Raw genomic sequence first — 15,021 nt, 5'->3', positions numbered from 1 at the left:
AAACAGATTCCGCCCGGCACACCGGGCGGCAAGGCACTATACCCTGCCCCGATGACGGCGCACCGTCACCGGGTGCAGGACTCGATTACGGCATGCCCACCTGCTCGATCAGATCCAGCGTGGCATTACGTTGTTCGCCCAGTCGGGCCATGGGTACATCGGCCACCTTGTAGGAATCCAGTGGCGGTACTTCATCGGCCGCAGGAACACCGGGACGGGTGGGATATTCGCGATTCACTTCGGCAAACATCTTCTGGCCCTTTTCGGAAACCACAAAGTCCAGGAATTTTTCCGCCGCCTCGCTCTTCTGACTATGACGACTCATGGCAATGCCGGCCACGTTCCAGGCGACGCCCATTCCGTCCTCACCCTGATCCGGCGGGATTACCTTGAGCGGTGCATCGGGATACTGATCCAGATGGCGGTAAATATAGTAGTGATTGACCAGACCGATGGCTTTTTTACCGTCCGCAACGGCGTTGACGATCTTGCTGTGTTTGTTAAACACACTGCCGCCCACATTCTCCTTCATGCCCTGCAGCCAGTCGCGAGTCACTTCCTTGCCGGCCGCCAGCATGTAGACCGTCACCCCGGCGATATAGCTTTCGTTACCGCTGTGCGTAATAGCCAGCTTGCCCTTGAGGCGCGGATCCGCGAGATCGAACACCGAGTCGACGAAATCGGTCTGGGACTGCTCGCTGTTGGCCACCAGCATGCGGGCCCGGGCGGACAGCCCCAGCCAGGTGTTGTCCGGTGCCCGGAAATTGGCCGGAATCTGCCCGGCAATCTCTTCGGGAACCGGGCGGAACAGCTTCATTTCGCTACCCTTTTGCAGGTTACCGGCATCATTACTGATGTAGAGATCCGCGTCAGTGCGCTTGCCTTCCAGCTTGAGTTTGTTCAGCAATGCCGTGGAACCGCCGGCATGCACCAGCACCTCGATGCCGGTCTCTTTTTCAAAGGCCTCGACCACCGGCTTGACGAACTTGTCGGAACGGCCGGAATAGATCACCAGCGGATCGGCCGCGGCAGCCTGCAGAGTCAATAACCCTGATAAAAGAAAGAGTATAAGACGTGATTGCATAATCTCCTGCCTATATATATAGAATGCCTGTTTAATGAATGATAATTATTATCATTCCCAAACGCAACAGGGAGCGACGCTGTTTACTGCCCGGGGCGACCAGAGGCACGACCGCCGCCGGGGCCCGGTACTGTTTCCCTATCATAAAAAGGGACTTCTCGCGATTCGGCCATACGCCGGCCCCGGACGGCCACGAAAACCGGCTTCCAGCCACTCGCAGCTGGATCTAGTCGCGGTCCGGCGGGCTCCCCATCGCCTGGCGCATGATGATCTGTTTGAGCGGGCCGAGCCGGTCAGTCAGGTTGAGGCCAGTGTTGCGCAACCAGCGCAGCGGCCCCCATTGACTGCCGAACAGACGTTTAAAGCTGTCCATGGCGATCAACATGGCGCGGTTGTCGGCGCGTCGCCAGCGCTCGTAACGGCGCAGGACCGGCTGGCTGCCAATGTCCTGTTGCCGTTGCTGCGCCTCGCGGATCACCTGCGCCAGGGATTGGGCATCGGCGAAGCCGAGGTTGACCCCCTGCCCGGCCAGCGGATGAATGGTATGCGCCGCATCGCCGACCAGTGTCAGGCGTGGACGAATGTAATGTTCGGTTTCGAAAAAGCGCAACGGGAACACAGCGCGCGGGCCGCTGTCTTCGATCTCGCCCAGGGTATGCCCGAAGCTGGCGGCCAGTTCCTGACGAAACGGCGCCTCGTCCAGCTGCTGCAGTTGCCGCGCATGCTGCGGCGAGGTGGACCAGACAATCGAGGAATAGCCCTCGCTCAGCGGCAAAAACGCCAGTGGCCCGTCGGGCAAGAAGCGTTGCCAGGCGGTCTCCTGGTGAAACTGTTCGGTTTTCACCCAGGTGACCAGCGCGGCCTGATCATAATCCCAGCCGCGCACACTGATTCCGGCCTGACGCCGTACCCACGAATTGCCACCGTCGGCCCCGACCAGCAGCTTCGCCGTCAGCGGTTCACCGTCTTCCAGGAGCAGGCGCGCCTGTTTGTCATCGAATTCGATCGCCGTCGGTGCCACCGGGGCCAGATAATCGATATTCTTCGCCGCGTCGATTTGCCGATGCAACGTTTTGATCAGCACCCGGTTTTCGACAATGTGCCCGAGTGTCGCCTCGCCCAGTTCGGCGCTGTCAAAGTGAATCACACCATCGCCGGTGGCATCCCAGACATGCATCTCGCGAAACGGACTGACCCGTTCAGCGTGATCGCCAGGCCAGGCATCCAGCTGTTGCAAAAATGCCTCGCTGGCACGGGTGATGGCACTGACCCGCAGATCGAACCCGTCGGCCGGCCAGTCGGCCTCGAAACGTTTTGCATCGAGCAGGGCAATCCGTAACGGGGTGTCGGCCAGGGCACAGGCCAGGCTGGCCCCGACCATGCTGCCGCCGACGATGATCAGATCGTAATCCCGGCTCACGGCTTCAATCCCCGCGCCAGACGCGGCAGTTTGCCCACATAGCCCATGGCATGGCGCACCAGCTGTTTTTTCAGCGGCGGCAGGGTATCCAGCAGCGTCAGTCCCAGGTTGCGCGCCACCGCCAGGGGCAGGAAATTGTTGGAGAACACCCGCACCAGCGCATCAGTGGCCAGTGAGGTCTGCAGATGATCCCGCCGGCGCCAGCGGGCATACCGACGCAGGACACCCAGATCACCGGGATCGTCATTCTGTGCCAGCGCGTCGATCAGCACCTGTGAGAGCACCGCCACGTCACGCAGCCCGAGATTAAACCCCTGCCCCGCGACCGGATGCAGGGTATGCGCGGCGTTACCAATCACAGCCAGGCGCGGCCGCACGTGCTCGCGGGTTTGCAGGAATTTCAGCGGATAGAGATGCCGTTGACTGCTGCGGGTAAACTGCCCGGCCCGCTCGCCGAAACGTTGTTGCAGTTGGGACAAAAAAGTGGCCTCGTCCCAGCCCTGCACCGCCTCCACCTGTTCCGGTTTGAGGGTCCAGACCAGGGCAAAGGTGTTGTCGTTGCCCTGCTCGTCGCGGGTCGGCAGCAGCGCCATCGGTCCGCTGTCGGTAAAGCGCTCGTAAGCAATGTTCCGGTGGGGACGATCCACGGCCACGTTGCTGATCAGCGCACTCTGATGATAATCGAGGGTGAAGGTGGCAATGCCGCTGTCGTTGCGAATAAACGAATTTCCGCCATCCGCCGCCACCACCAGAGCCGCGGTAATCTCGTGCAGTGCATCGTCGTGCTGCAAAACGACCTTCGCGTGCGCCGGCGCAAACTGTACCGCCTTGACGCTGGCCGGACAGAACAGGGTCACATTGGCCTGTTGTTCAAGTTGCCGGGAGAGCACCTGGCCGAGAACCCGGATGTCGGCCACGTAGCCCATCGCCGCCAGCCCCTGCTCGGCGGCATCCAGGTGCGCGCTGCCGGCGTGGCCGCGATCGGAGACATGAATACGGCGGATCGGCGTCACCCCCTGCGCGGCGATCGCCTCCCACAAGCCCATGGCGTTAAAGATCTGTTGCGAACCGGCGGCCAGCGCCACGGTGCGCGCATCAAAGCCGGGATGTTGTTCGGTATTGAACGGCTGCGCCTCAACCATCGCGATACGCAGCGGTGACTCGGCCAGGGCACAGGCCAGGCTGGCGCCGACCAGGCCGCCGCCGACAATCACCAGATCAAACTCGTTCAGCTTGGTTGCATTCGGCTTGGTTGCGTTCATCCGGCCATCAACGCCTCGATCTCGTCAGGATCCTTGGGCACATCCCGGCTCAGTACTTCGTAACCCTCTTTAGTCACCAGCACATCGTCCTCGATGCGAATCCCGATGTTGTGCCACTTCTTTGCCAGCTCACTATGCCGGGCCGACAGATAGAGGCCGGGCTCCACGGTCAGGGTCATGCCCGGCTCGAGTACCCGCCATTCGGTATCCACCTTGTAATCCCCCACATCATGCACATCCATCCCCAGCCAGTGGCCGGTACGGTGCATGAAATAGGGTTTATAGGCCTGGTCCGCGATCAGTTTGTCCAGCTCGCCTTCGAGGATCCCCACATCCCTGAGCCCTTGCGTCAGCACCCTGACCGCCGCCTCATGCGGATCGTTCCAGTGATTGCCCGGTTTGACCTGTTCGATGGCCGCGTACTGGGCGTCCAGTACGATATCGTACAGGGTCCGTTGCGCCTTGCTGTATTTGCCGTTAACGGGAAAGGTACGGGAGATATCCGCCGCGTAATAGTCATACTCGGCTCCCGCATCGATGAGCACCAGATCCCCGTCGTTCAATACCGAGTGATTATCAACGTAATGCAAAATACAGCCGTTGGCGCCGCTGCCGACAATGGAGGGATAGGCCGGAAAGCGAGCGCCCTGGTGCATGAAGTTGTAAAGCAGCTCGGCCTCGAGTTGATATTCGCCCATGCCCGGCTTGCACGCCTGCATGGCGCGACTATGCGCCCGGGCAGAGATTTTAGCCGCCTTGCGCATCGCCTTGATCTCGTTACTGCTCTTGTACAGCCGCATGTCGTGCAGGTGATGTTCCAGCGAGACAAACTCGCCCGGGGTGTGAATGCCGGCGCGGGACTGCTTGCGCAGACGATTGACCCAGCCGATCAGCCGCTGATCGAAATCGGGACTGGCGCCCATGGTATAAAACACCCGCTCCTTGTTCTCCAGCAGACCGGGCAGGATGTCGTCGATGTCGTCGATGGGAAACGAATCATCCGCCTTGTAATGCTCCACCGCACCGTCCTGCCCGGCACGGGCCCCGGTCCACACCTCCATGTCGGGATCGCTCTCGCGGCAGAACAGAATATATTCACCATGCGCCCGCCCCGGCACCAGCACCACCACCGCATCCGGCTCGGGGAAACCGGTCAGGTAATAAAAGTCGCTGTCCTGGCGGTAATGAAACTCGCTGTCGCGATTGCGCATGCGCATCGGCGCCGCCGGCAGAATCGCCACCGAATCGGGTCCCATCAGCTCCATCAGCTGCTTGCGGCGTTTGGTAAATTCCTGTGTATTCATAAGATCAGATTCTAGTTACTAGTCTCCAGGTTCTAGCCTGTTAATTGATCCCCTCCCCCTAACCCCCTCGGCTCTGGCTTCCTGCTTCGCTCTACCGAGTCCATCCCTGGACTCGTCCCGGAGGGAGGGGGAACCGATCTTTGCTATTAGCTACATCGTCCCCTCCCCTTCCAGGGGAGGGTTAGGGAGGGGTAATATAAAATCGGCCCATACAAAATCGCCTCGCCCCTAGTACCTAGATACTCGTCCCTGCCCGAAGGGCCCGGGAGGGGTGATATAAATTCAGTTCACACAAAACCACCTCGTACCTAGCCTCTAGTAACTAGCCCCTTTGGTTTAATGTATCGGCACCTCGCCGTCGCCCGCGCCGGAAAACTGTCGGCGTAGCTCCTCGCGAAACAGCAGTACGCCCATCCGCAGGTACTCCACCAGTTCGGTGTAGGCGGCCTCGTCTTCGCTGTCACCTTCCAGCTCGTAGCCTTCGGCGCGGGAGATCTCCAGCATGTCCTTGATGATCTCCGGCAGCTCGCCGGGCAGGTTCTCCGGTTGCTGGATGCCACCGACCGCCAGGCCGGCCAGAAAGCCCTGGCACCAGTGCCCGAGGGCTTCGACCCGCACCGCCAGGATCGCCTCGTCGTGGGGTAACAATAAATGAAAATCGAACTCGTCGCTGTCGAACTGGCGGCGGGTTTCCTCGAACAGGGTCCGCAGGGACTCGGGCGGCTCCGGCGCCAGGGCATCCTGGCCTGTCCCGGAGAGGGCGATATCCAGCCAGGCATCGGCTGTCACCCCTTCCATGGTCGACAACATGGCACACAGCAAACCGTGGTTTTCCGCGGCCTCGCTCTCGGCACCCAGTGCCCGCAGGGCATCGGTAATCTGATCAAAATCGGGAAGTGTCTGGCTCATATATATGGAATACAACGTCTGAAAGCCGAGAGGATAAGCTATTTGTCCGGCGAGCAACAGCCGCGGGGCCGCGAATCCCTGTTTTTTGCCTACACGAGCCCGTTGACCCTGCCCGGCCACCGCTCTATATTGAGCCATGGGCAGGATGGACGTCTCGAATCAGGAATAACAACAACTTACAAGTGATATTTGATGGACGAACTGGATCTGAAAAAGCTTGAAACCCGCGTCGATGACCTTATCAAGGCCGTTGACCGGTTGCAGCAGGAGAACAAAACCCTGCGCGACAGTCAGACGAACCTGATGTCGGAGCGCAATCAGCTGGTGGAAAAAACCGAGCTGGCGCGCAGCCGGGTCGAGGCGATGATCGAGAAACTCAAGGCAATGGAAAATGAGTGAAAAGCCGGCCAACACAGTCACCGTGCACATCCTGGACAAGGAGTACCTGATTGCCTGTCCGGAAGAGGAGAAGCACGAACTGATGCGCTCGGCCGATTACCTGGACATGAAGATGCGCGAAATCCGCGATAGCGGCAAGATCATCGGGACCGATCGCATCGCGGTGATGGCCGCGCTGAATATCTCTCATGAGCTACTGACACAGTCTGGCCCTGACAGCAAGATGGACAGTGATGTCAGTGGCCGTATCAAGGGCATCCAGGACAAGATCGAGGATGCCCTGTTCAAAACCCGTCAGCTTGAAATCTGACGCCGACAACCGAGCAATGGGCGCCCCCTGCGGTATGCGTGAGTCGATCGGGATACTCTTGAGCCGATAAATAAATCCCCGGGAGCCGAGATTCGGTGTTGTGTGCAAGTCCGGCCTGGACCGGAAAGCCTGATACGCCGGAAGACGCTCCCACCTTGAACCTCCGGTTCAAGACGAAGATCACCACGGTACAGGCGGGGGCGCGCCCTCCCTATCAACAAACCGCGTCCTTCGGACGCAGGGGCGAGGGACGAGTGACGAGGAAGATCAAAACCCGATCCAGATGATCCGCTCCTGCGTCAGCATCTTCCCCACTCCCCATTCCCGACTCCCGACTCCCGACTCAGCACTAAGTACTTAGTACTCAGCACTTTTAAAAACGCCCCAACCCGTGGGTCTCCGCTACCGGGTGACATAAATTATTGAAAATATTACTATTGAATAATGACTGATCGAAAATCCCTGCGCTTTACCATGCGCGACAAGCGCCGCGCGCTGTCGGCGGAGCAACAACGCGATGCGTCACTGATGCTGGCCGAACACCTTGCCGCGCATCGGCTGTTTCATCTGGCGCGTCGCATCGCCTTTTATCTGCCCAATGACGGCGAAATCGACCTGGGTTACCTGATGGAGTACGCCTGGCAGCAGAACAAACTCTGTTATCTGCCGGTACTTGGCCCGCGTAACGGCCGGCGCATGTGGTTCTTGCCTTACCACTCCGATACGCAACTGATTCCCAACCGCTTCGGCATCCCCGAACCGGTGCACAGCCGTCGCGATCGGCTGTTCAGCCCCATGTCCCTGGATCTGGTACTCATGCCGCTGGTGGCCTTCGATCACGCGGGTAACCGGGTCGGCATGGGCGGCGGATTCTATGATCGCACCTTCGGTTTTCGCCGCTACCGGCGTCACTGGCAGCGGCCCTGGCTGCTGGGCACCGCCTATGGCTTTCAACAGGTCGGGCAGATCGATCGCGCCGTCTGGGACGTGCCACTGGACGGTATTGCCACCGAGCAGGGGATACAACGATTCCCTGCACATACCCCGGATTGATCGCGCACAGAGTCGCCTGCCCGTCAGGAAAATACCCTGCAGGGCTCATGCGGGCACGCCCTGTGAATATAGCGACCTCTCGCCACTGCCTGGTGAACGCTGCGCCCCGCGCGAAATTTGTGAAATAATCCGGCCACGTTCCAAGAGGAGATCCGCATGAATTACTGGCTGATGAAATCCGAACCTGACGTTTTCGGCATCGACGACCTGGCCGCCATGCCGCGCAAGACCGACCACTGGGACGGGGTGCGCAACTATCAGGCCCGCAACATGATGCGCGACGAGATGAAAAAGGGCGATCAGGTCTTTTTTTACCACTCCAACTGCAAGGAGCCGGGCATCGTCGGCATCGCCGAGGTCGTCAAGGAAGGTTATCCGGATCACACCGCCTGGGACCCGAAATCCAAATACTACGACCCCAAAAGTGACCCGGAAAATCCGCGCTGGTACATGGTCAACATCAAATTCGTGCGCAAATTCGACCGCACCGTCTCCCTGCAGGAGATGAAACAGGAAAAAGCACTGGAGGGAATGAAACTGCTACAGCGTGGCAACCGCCTGTCAGTCATGCCGGTGGAGAAAAAACACTGGCAACATATCCTCAAGATGGAAAAACGTTGAAGCCAGCGCTCCGATTCAGCTCCATCAAAGCGGCCCGCGGGCCGCTTTTGCGTTGATGCAGGCCGATCATCGCCGCTGACAACGAACACAAGCGCCTGGACAGGCTCAATCAGGCACGATCGACCCCTGATAGCCCTGAAAAATTGCATCATGCAATAAATTTTTATCTTCAATCACGACAAAGACATCTTCAACGCTGAATTTTGCTCTCGACAAGCGTGCAGACACGACGAAGATAACGATGAAATCGCGTTATCAGCCCTGCAAATCGGCTTCAATGCCTGCCAGAGCAAAAAATCCGCCGTTAAAAGCGAAATTTTCTTATTCAGAAGCCGTGTCAGCGTCACTCACGGCTTGCTAACACCAGACGGTGGGGCAGGATCTCTAAAATTTTTTAACTCATAAGCCACGTCAGAGCCTTTCACAAGCAAAATTTTCGGGCCATTGTAAAAATTCAACGCTAAATTGGCACTGAACAACGTCGAACAACCGCTTTGATCGTGTTTGAGACGTGTATCAGCCGGTCAACGCATCACGATCAGCGCTTTCAATGACCGATCCGCAACACAAAAACAAAAATTCTTGCCTAAGCCCCCTCTTCGTAGGCAAAATTTTCCTTCCGCAACTAAAAATTTTCCCTTCAGCCGTTATACAAACCGGAAATCTGGCGTATCAAAGCTGAAATTCATACAATACAAGCGCTAACGGCAAAAAATTAATTGCATTACTAGCATTTTTATTTTAGTTGGCTATACTCTGCTAAACTCAGTGCTCAACTCTGGAGGGTTGTTAACTATGGCAACGAAGAAAAAAGCCAAGAAGAAAGTCGCGAAGAAGAAAACCGCTTCTCGCAAAAAGGTAGCGAAGAAAAAAGTCGCTAAGAAACGCGCAACCAAGAAGAAGGTTGCCAAGAAAAAGGCTAAGAAGAAGGTAGCCAAGAAGAAGGCCAAGAAGAAGGTCGCCAAGAAAAAGGCTAAGAAGAAGGTAGCCAAGAAGAAGGCCAAGAAGAAGGTGGCCAAGAAAAAGGCTAAGAAGAAGGTAGCCAAGAAGAAGGCCAAGAAGAAAGTCGCCAAGAAAAAGGCGAAAAAGAAAGTCGCCAAGAAGAAGGTGGCCAAGAAAAAAACCAAGAAGAAAACAGCCCGTCGCAAGAAAAAATAGGCGACATCGGCTGTAGAACGGGAAAAATCCCGGGAAAATCGGGGGTTACCGGCGACGGTAGCCCCCTTTTTTTTGGCCGCTGGCCAAAAAAAGGGCCGAGGTACGAGGGACGAGTGACGAGGAAAATCACCCTGGATCGAGGACCTGTAGGAGCGCCTTTGGCGCGACAGGCCATGCGGTTGGCAAAGTCTCTCGCGCCAAAGCCGCTCCTACGATCAACGAGGTTACGTGCCGATTTTCCTCGTCACTGCCCTGTTCCTGAAAGGAACAGGGCATTGGCGGGATTATCGGTCTCATCCCAGTAGCGATACCCAATCTCGTCGAGGAAGCGTTGCAGCATGGGCTCCTCGTCGGGCGGGACCTGCATGCCAACCAGGACCCGGCCGTAGTCGGCACCGTGGTTGCGGTAGTGGAACAGGCTGATGTTCCAGTGCGCGCCCATGTGATTGAGAAAACGCAGCAGTGCGCCGGGGCGCTCGGGGAATTCGAAGCGGTAGAGGCACTCGTGTTCCACCCCGTCGACCCGGCCGCCGACCATATAGCGGATGTGCAGCTTGGCCATCTCGTTGTCGGTCATATCCATATAGGGATAGCCGGCCGTGTCCAGTTGTCCGAACAGCGCCTGCTTCTCCGACTCGCCGCCGTGCAGCTGCACTCCGACAAAAATATGCGCCTGGCTCGGATCGGCGTAGCGGTAGTTGAACTCGGTAATGCCCCGTGTGCCGATCGCCTCGCAGAATTTGCGAAAGCTGCCCGGACGCTCGGGAATGGTCGCGGCAAACAGCAGCTCGCGGCGCTCACCCAGTTCGGCCCGTTCGGCCACATGCCGCAGGCGATCGAAGTTCATATTGGCCCCGCTGTCGACGGCGATCAGGGTCTGGCCCTGAACCGATTTTTCCCCCACGTACTTTTTCAGCCCGGCCACCGCCAGGGCGCCGGCCGGTTCGGTGATCGAGCGGGTGTCATCGAAGATGTCCTTGATCGCCGCGCAGATCTCGTCGGTGGTAACCAGAATTACCTCGTCCACATAGTCGCGCGCCAGACGAAACGGCTCCTCACCCACCTGGCGCACCGCCACGCCATCGGCGAATATGCCCACCTGGTCGAGTCGCACCCGTTCGTCATCGCGCAGGGCACTGAACATGCTCGGCGCATCTTCCGGTTCCACGCCAATGATTTTGATCGCCGGACGCAGGGTCTTCACATACGCCGCGATCCCGGCGATCAGGCCGCCGCCGCCTACCGGCACGAAGATCGCGTCGATCGATTCGCGCTGGGCCAGCAGCTCTTTGCCAATCGTGCCCTGGCCGGCGATCACCAGCGGGTCATCGTAGGGATGGATAAAGGTCAGACCCTGTTTCTCGACCAGCTCCATGGCATGGCGATAGGCGTCGTCATAGGCATTGCCGTGCAAGACGGTCGTGGCGCCCAGCGATTTGACCGCATGCTGCTTGATTTCCGGCGTGGTCCTGGGCATGACGATGGTCGCCTCGATACCCAGACGTTGCGCCGCCAGCGCGACGCCCTGGGCATGATTTCCGGCGGAAGCGGCGATTACCCCGCAGCGGCGCTCCGCCTCGGAGAGGTGAATAATCCGGTTATAGGCACCGCGCAGCTTGAACGAGAAGACCTGCTGCAGATCCTCGCGCTTGAGCAGCACCGTATTGGCCAGACGCTCGCTCAGACGGGGCGCCGGATCCAGCGGCGAGTGGATGGCCACATCGTAAACCGGCGCGGCATTGATCATGTCGACATATTGCTGGGTCATAGTCTTCTGCTGTTTTATGGGCCTGACCAAACTGGTGACTTTTTGGCCTCCGGTTGTGGATACCAGACCGGAATGCCTAATATAATGACCTATTACCCGTTCAACAACGTCGCCGGTCCGAAAACACGGCCCCCAAGGAGTATTGACAGATGACACAGGATGAATTGAAACGACTCGTCGCCCAGGCCGCCATCGAATATGTGGTACCGGGCACTATTATCGGGGTGGGTACCGGATCGACCGCCAATTTGTTCATCGACGAGCTGGCCAAAATCAAGGGCAAGATCGACGGCACCGTCGCCAGCTCGGTGGCCAGCGCCGAACGGCTCAAGGGACACGGCATCCCCGTCTACGACCTGAATGCCGTGGACGGGATTTCCGTCTATGTGGACGGCGCCGACGAGGCCAACGAGCATCTGCAGCTGATCAAAGGCGGTGGCGGCGCACTGACCCGCGAAAAAATCGTCGCTGCCGCCAGCAAGAAATTCGTCTGTATCGCCGACGAATCCAAGCTGGTCGGTGTGCTCGGCGCCTTCCCGCTGCCGGTCGAGGTGATCCCCATGGCCCGCAGCCTGGTGGCCCGCGAGATCGTCAAACTCGGCGGCGAACCGGAACTGCGCCAGGACTTTACCACCGACAACGGCAACATCATCCTCGATGTACACAACCTCGAGATCATGGAAGCCGTCAAGCTGGAGCAGACCCTCAACAACCTCACCGGCGTCGTCACCAACGGCCTGTTCGCCATGCGCCCGGCCGACGTGCTGCTTCTGGGGACCAAAGATGGCGTCAAGACGATGGAATAAATTCCATCGTCAGTTACTAGCGACTAGCAGCTAGAACCTAGTATCTGTTTATGCAACGCACTCTCATCATCATCGGCATTGTCCTGCTCATCGCCGGGATACTCTGGCCGTGGTTGTCCAGGCTCGGGCTGTTCCGGTTGCCGGGGGATATTTATGTCGAGAAGGAGAACGTGCGGTTCTATTTCCCCGTCACCAGCGCCATCATCATCAGTATCGTGATCAGTGTGATTCTCTGGTTTTTCAGGAAATAAAACAAAGTGCTGCGTCAGGTAGGCCCGATATAGCACCCTGCGGGCATAAACTCCGCGGTATCGGGCATTTTTCGGGTTGCCGGACACCGCTTCGCTATGTCCGGCCTACGTGCTGAGTGCTGAGTGCTGAGTGCTGAGTGCTGAGTGCTGAGTGCTGAGTGCTGAGTGGCAAGTATAACCGCGTTGTCCGATAAGTGCGTGGGAGGGGCTTTCAGCCGCGACAGCCTGGCCGGCCGCACGATCTCTCGCGCCAAAGGCGCTCCTACAGACTTGCGACCATCAAGCTTTTACTAGAACCTAGAACCTAGCACCTAGCACCTAGCACCTAGCACCTAGTAACTGGAACCATAGAGCGTACACGAAATATCAGAGAAAAGTTTGAAGTCAGTCCGGGAGAAACCGGCGGGGATAGGAAATACTGGGCACTGACAGCCTGACCAATCGGTGCGGATTATTCAGGCTGTCAGTGGTTGCCCCCAGAAACTCGAGCCGTGGGGCCTTGCCTACCCCGTGACTCTGCCTTGCCTTTATTGTTGTAGCATCCGTGTTGTTTTTATTCTTCCTGCTTCACATGGGAGATTTGGCGTCCTCCTCCACTTAATCAGATGACGCACATACAGGAGACGATCCGCGCCCCGTTTTATTCCATCGAATTGCAAAAAAATTTCACATTAATATATTAGACTTTTCTAAACTATTGATAACCCGGCGAAAACGGCTCGTCAGGATTTGCCGCTCCTCGTCATCATGCTAGAATTCCACCTCCCTTGCCTAACCGGAATCACGTTGTTATGAATCCGCTGAATTTTTTTTCTCGACACCATCATATAAAGGAACGGCTGGAAGCCCTGCGCCCGCAGCTTTATCGGCTGGCCTATTCCTGGACCAGCAATCCGACCCTGGCCGATGACCTGACCCAGGAAGCCCTGGCCAAGGCCCTGAAAAATGTCGCCCAGCTGAAAGATCCCGAGGCGCTGAAAAGCTGGTCCTTCGGCATCCTGCGTAACTGCTGGCGTGACCATTACCGCAGTAACCGCGACATGGACGACGTGGACAACCAGGTGCTGGCCGACGAGCAGACCCCCGAGCACCACCACGAACAACAGAACATCGTCGACAAGGTGCGCGGCGCGGTATCACAGCTGCCCGAGGGGCAGCGTCATGTCCTGACCCTGATCGATCTGGAAGGCTGCAGTTACGCCGAAGTCGCCGAGATTCTGGAAATTCCCATCGGCACCGTCATGAGCCGTCTCTGTCGGGCACGCCGGGGCCTGGCCGATAAGCTGCTGGAGTTCCACCCCGAATCCCACGACAACGTCACCTCAATCAGGAGGGTCGTATGAACTCCCGTTTTTCCGACGAGCATCTGAACGCCTATCTGGATAATCAGCTCGACTCGGAAGAGCGGAGTCTGCTGCTCGAGGAGCTGCGCCGCGATCAACAACTGGCCGAGCGGGTCTGCAAACTGCAAAAAGTCCAGGATATGGTCCAACTGGCCTATCACAATGTCGCCAGCGAACAGGATGCACGCCAGGCCCATCGACGCTGGCCGATCTATTTTGCCCAGACCGCCTCGGCGCTGCTGATTCTGGGCCTGGGACTGAGTATCGGCTGGTTCAGCCACGACACCTTCAAGCGCCCGGCCTCCCTGTTCGAAATGGCCCAGTCCGCCCAGGTCGCCGCCGAGCCGCAACCGGACGACGAATTGAAGCTGATGCTGCACGTCAACTCCGACGATCCCTCGCGACTCCAGACCGTACTGGACGAGGCGGAATACCTGCTGCGCACCTCGCGCAACAAAGAACGCAAGTTGCGCATCGAGATCATGGCCAACGGCGAGGGTCTGAAACTCCTGCAGGAGAACAATACGGCCTACGCCAAGCGCGTCAATACTCTGAACAGCCAATACCAGAATGTCCGTTTCATGGCTTGCCGCATCGCGCTGAACCGCTATGAAGAAGAAAACGGCATGAGTATCGAATTACTGCCCGATGTCGACATCATCCCCTCCGCCATGCAGGAAGCACTGCTGCGTCAGCGGGAAGGGTGGACGTATCTCAGAATCTAAAAAACAGGGCCGAGGGACGAGTAACGAGGAAGGCCTTGTCCGACAGACCACAGGAACGCGGCTGTTCCGCGATAACCCTGTCTACTTGGCAAGACCTGTCGCGGCTGAAAGCCCCTCCTACAAACCTTCGCCACTCTCGTTCGTCGTGACTCGGCCTGCGTGCACAGGACGCCGGGAGCGCCTGCTCGCGGTCTAACGCTGCCAACTGCGACTGCTATCTGCCCACTTCTTTTTCTGTCGCGCCAACGGCGCTCCTACAACCTGTGGTGATGAAGTGCTTTTCCTCGTCCCTCGTAACTCGTCCCTCGTCACTGTTTATAGTTGGCATCCACCCAGCATCGGGGCAGCGCCTCGCCGGAGGGAAAGATCAGTTCCTGCTTGGTGAAGGACTGCGTGTCCTGCATCTCCTCACCGGCGTGAAAACGACCGCTGACGCTGGCCTCGAAAGGGTCGAACAGCGCCCCCAGATCGAGTATCTCCACCAGATCACCGTTACGCCTGTCTTTGAGATACATACGCCCTGACTCCTGCTTTGATGGCTTGTCCGCAAAGTATAGACGATAGGGGCGAGTTGGCAGTTGGCAGTTGGCAGTTGGCAGTTGGCAGTG

General features: G+C 58.1%; 16 protein-coding genes and 1 other RNA gene. 10 read left to right on the top strand and 7 right to left on the bottom strand.

The window, feature by feature from the left end; genetic code table 11:
* Positions 1-85: 85 nt before the first annotated feature.
* The 5 genes from EDC23_RS03275 to EDC23_RS03255 form a co-directional block, all read right to left on the bottom strand.
* Complete coding sequence (locus EDC23_RS03275) at positions 86-1,084, bottom strand: extracellular solute-binding protein (RefSeq protein ID WP_134081080.1); 999 nt, start codon at positions 1,082-1,084, stop codon at positions 86-88.
* A 226-nt stretch (positions 1,085-1,310) separates the two neighbouring features.
* The gene (locus tag EDC23_RS03270) at positions 1,311-2,504 is read right to left on the bottom strand and encodes a UbiH/UbiF/VisC/COQ6 family ubiquinone biosynthesis hydroxylase (RefSeq protein ID WP_134081078.1); all 1,194 of its coding nucleotides are present in this window, start codon (positions 2,502-2,504) and stop codon (positions 1,311-1,313) included.
* The gene (ubiH, locus tag EDC23_RS03265) at positions 2,501-3,766 is read right to left on the bottom strand and encodes a 2-octaprenyl-6-methoxyphenyl hydroxylase (protein ID WP_134081076.1); all 1,266 of its coding nucleotides are present in this window, start codon (positions 3,764-3,766) and stop codon (positions 2,501-2,503) included. The genes EDC23_RS03270 and ubiH overlap by 4 nt, the downstream gene beginning before the upstream one ends.
* On the bottom strand, positions 3,763-5,070 hold the full coding sequence (gene pepP, locus EDC23_RS03260) for a Xaa-Pro aminopeptidase (protein ID WP_134081074.1): 1,308 nt from the start codon (positions 5,068-5,070) through the stop codon (positions 3,763-3,765). The genes ubiH and pepP overlap by 4 nt, the downstream gene beginning before the upstream one ends.
* Positions 5,071-5,406: 336 nt before the next feature.
* Positions 5,407-5,979, bottom strand: coding sequence for a UPF0149 family protein (locus tag EDC23_RS03255; protein ID WP_166668756.1), 573 nt, complete (start codon positions 5,977-5,979; stop codon positions 5,407-5,409).
* 192 nt (positions 5,980-6,171) lie between these two features.
* Between EDC23_RS03255 and EDC23_RS03250 the strand changes: the two genes are divergently transcribed.
* From EDC23_RS03250 to EDC23_RS14405, 6 genes are all read left to right on the top strand, one after another.
* Positions 6,172-6,378, top strand: a complete 207-nt coding sequence (locus EDC23_RS03250) for a TIGR02449 family protein (RefSeq protein WP_134081070.1) — start codon at positions 6,172-6,174, stop codon at positions 6,376-6,378.
* Positions 6,371-6,688 (top strand): cell division protein ZapA, encoded by a 318-nt coding sequence (locus EDC23_RS03245; RefSeq protein ID WP_134081068.1) that lies wholly within the window; start codon positions 6,371-6,373, stop codon positions 6,686-6,688. The genes EDC23_RS03250 and EDC23_RS03245 overlap by 8 nt, the downstream gene beginning before the upstream one ends.
* Before the next feature lie 21 nt (positions 6,689-6,709).
* Positions 6,710-6,892: non-coding RNA, 6S RNA (ssrS, locus tag EDC23_RS03240), on the top strand.
* Positions 6,893-7,132: 240 nt separating this feature from the next.
* The gene (locus EDC23_RS03235) at positions 7,133-7,741 is read left to right on the top strand and encodes a 5-formyltetrahydrofolate cyclo-ligase (RefSeq protein WP_134081065.1); all 609 of its coding nucleotides are present in this window, start codon (positions 7,133-7,135) and stop codon (positions 7,739-7,741) included.
* Between the two features lie 156 nt (positions 7,742-7,897).
* Positions 7,898-8,362, top strand: coding sequence for an EVE domain-containing protein (locus EDC23_RS03230; protein WP_134081063.1), 465 nt, complete (start codon positions 7,898-7,900; stop codon positions 8,360-8,362).
* 795 nt (positions 8,363-9,157) lie between these two features.
* Positions 9,158-9,520: a hypothetical protein gene (locus EDC23_RS14405; protein WP_208321270.1), complete on the top strand. Its 363-nt coding sequence runs from the start codon at positions 9,158-9,160 to the stop codon at positions 9,518-9,520.
* Positions 9,521-9,764: 244 nt separating this feature from the next.
* On the opposite strand, the gene ilvA is transcribed toward EDC23_RS14405, so the two are convergent.
* On the bottom strand, positions 9,765-11,306 hold the full coding sequence (gene ilvA / locus EDC23_RS03220; RefSeq protein WP_279585914.1) for a threonine ammonia-lyase, biosynthetic: 1,542 nt from the start codon (positions 11,304-11,306) through the stop codon (positions 9,765-9,767).
* A 131-nt stretch (positions 11,307-11,437) separates the two neighbouring features.
* On the opposite strand from ilvA, the gene rpiA reads away from it, so the two are divergent.
* The 4 genes from rpiA (at position 11,438) to EDC23_RS03200 (ending at position 14,413) form a co-directional block, all read left to right on the top strand.
* Positions 11,438-12,094: a ribose-5-phosphate isomerase RpiA gene (rpiA, locus tag EDC23_RS03215; protein WP_134081059.1), complete on the top strand. Its 657-nt coding sequence runs from the start codon at positions 11,438-11,440 to the stop codon at positions 12,092-12,094.
* Positions 12,095-12,144: 50 nt separating this feature from the next.
* Positions 12,145-12,345, top strand: a complete 201-nt coding sequence (locus EDC23_RS03210; RefSeq protein ID WP_134081057.1) for a DUF2905 domain-containing protein — start codon at positions 12,145-12,147, stop codon at positions 12,343-12,345.
* 791 nt (positions 12,346-13,136) lie between these two features.
* The gene (locus tag EDC23_RS03205; protein ID WP_134081055.1) at positions 13,137-13,688 is read left to right on the top strand and encodes an RNA polymerase sigma factor; all 552 of its coding nucleotides are present in this window, start codon (positions 13,137-13,139) and stop codon (positions 13,686-13,688) included.
* Positions 13,685-14,413, top strand: coding sequence for a DsrE family protein (locus EDC23_RS03200; protein WP_134081053.1), 729 nt, complete (start codon positions 13,685-13,687; stop codon positions 14,411-14,413). The genes EDC23_RS03205 and EDC23_RS03200 overlap by 4 nt, the downstream gene beginning before the upstream one ends.
* Before the next feature lie 308 nt (positions 14,414-14,721).
* On the opposite strand, the gene EDC23_RS03195 is transcribed toward EDC23_RS03200, so the two are convergent.
* Positions 14,722-14,928 carry an acetyltransferase gene (locus EDC23_RS03195; RefSeq protein ID WP_134081051.1) on the bottom strand — a complete coding sequence of 69 codons (207 nt, stop codon included), beginning with the start codon at positions 14,926-14,928 and terminating at the stop codon, positions 14,722-14,724.
* Positions 14,929-15,021 lie beyond the last annotated feature (93 nt).

The organism is Thiohalophilus thiocyanatoxydans (assembly GCF_004366735.1).
GTDB lineage: Bacteria > Pseudomonadota > Gammaproteobacteria > UBA6429 > Thiohalophilaceae > Thiohalophilus > Thiohalophilus thiocyanatoxydans.
The sequence above is the reverse complement of the archived record's forward strand: the minus strand, read 5'-3'. Positions and strand labels throughout refer to the sequence as shown.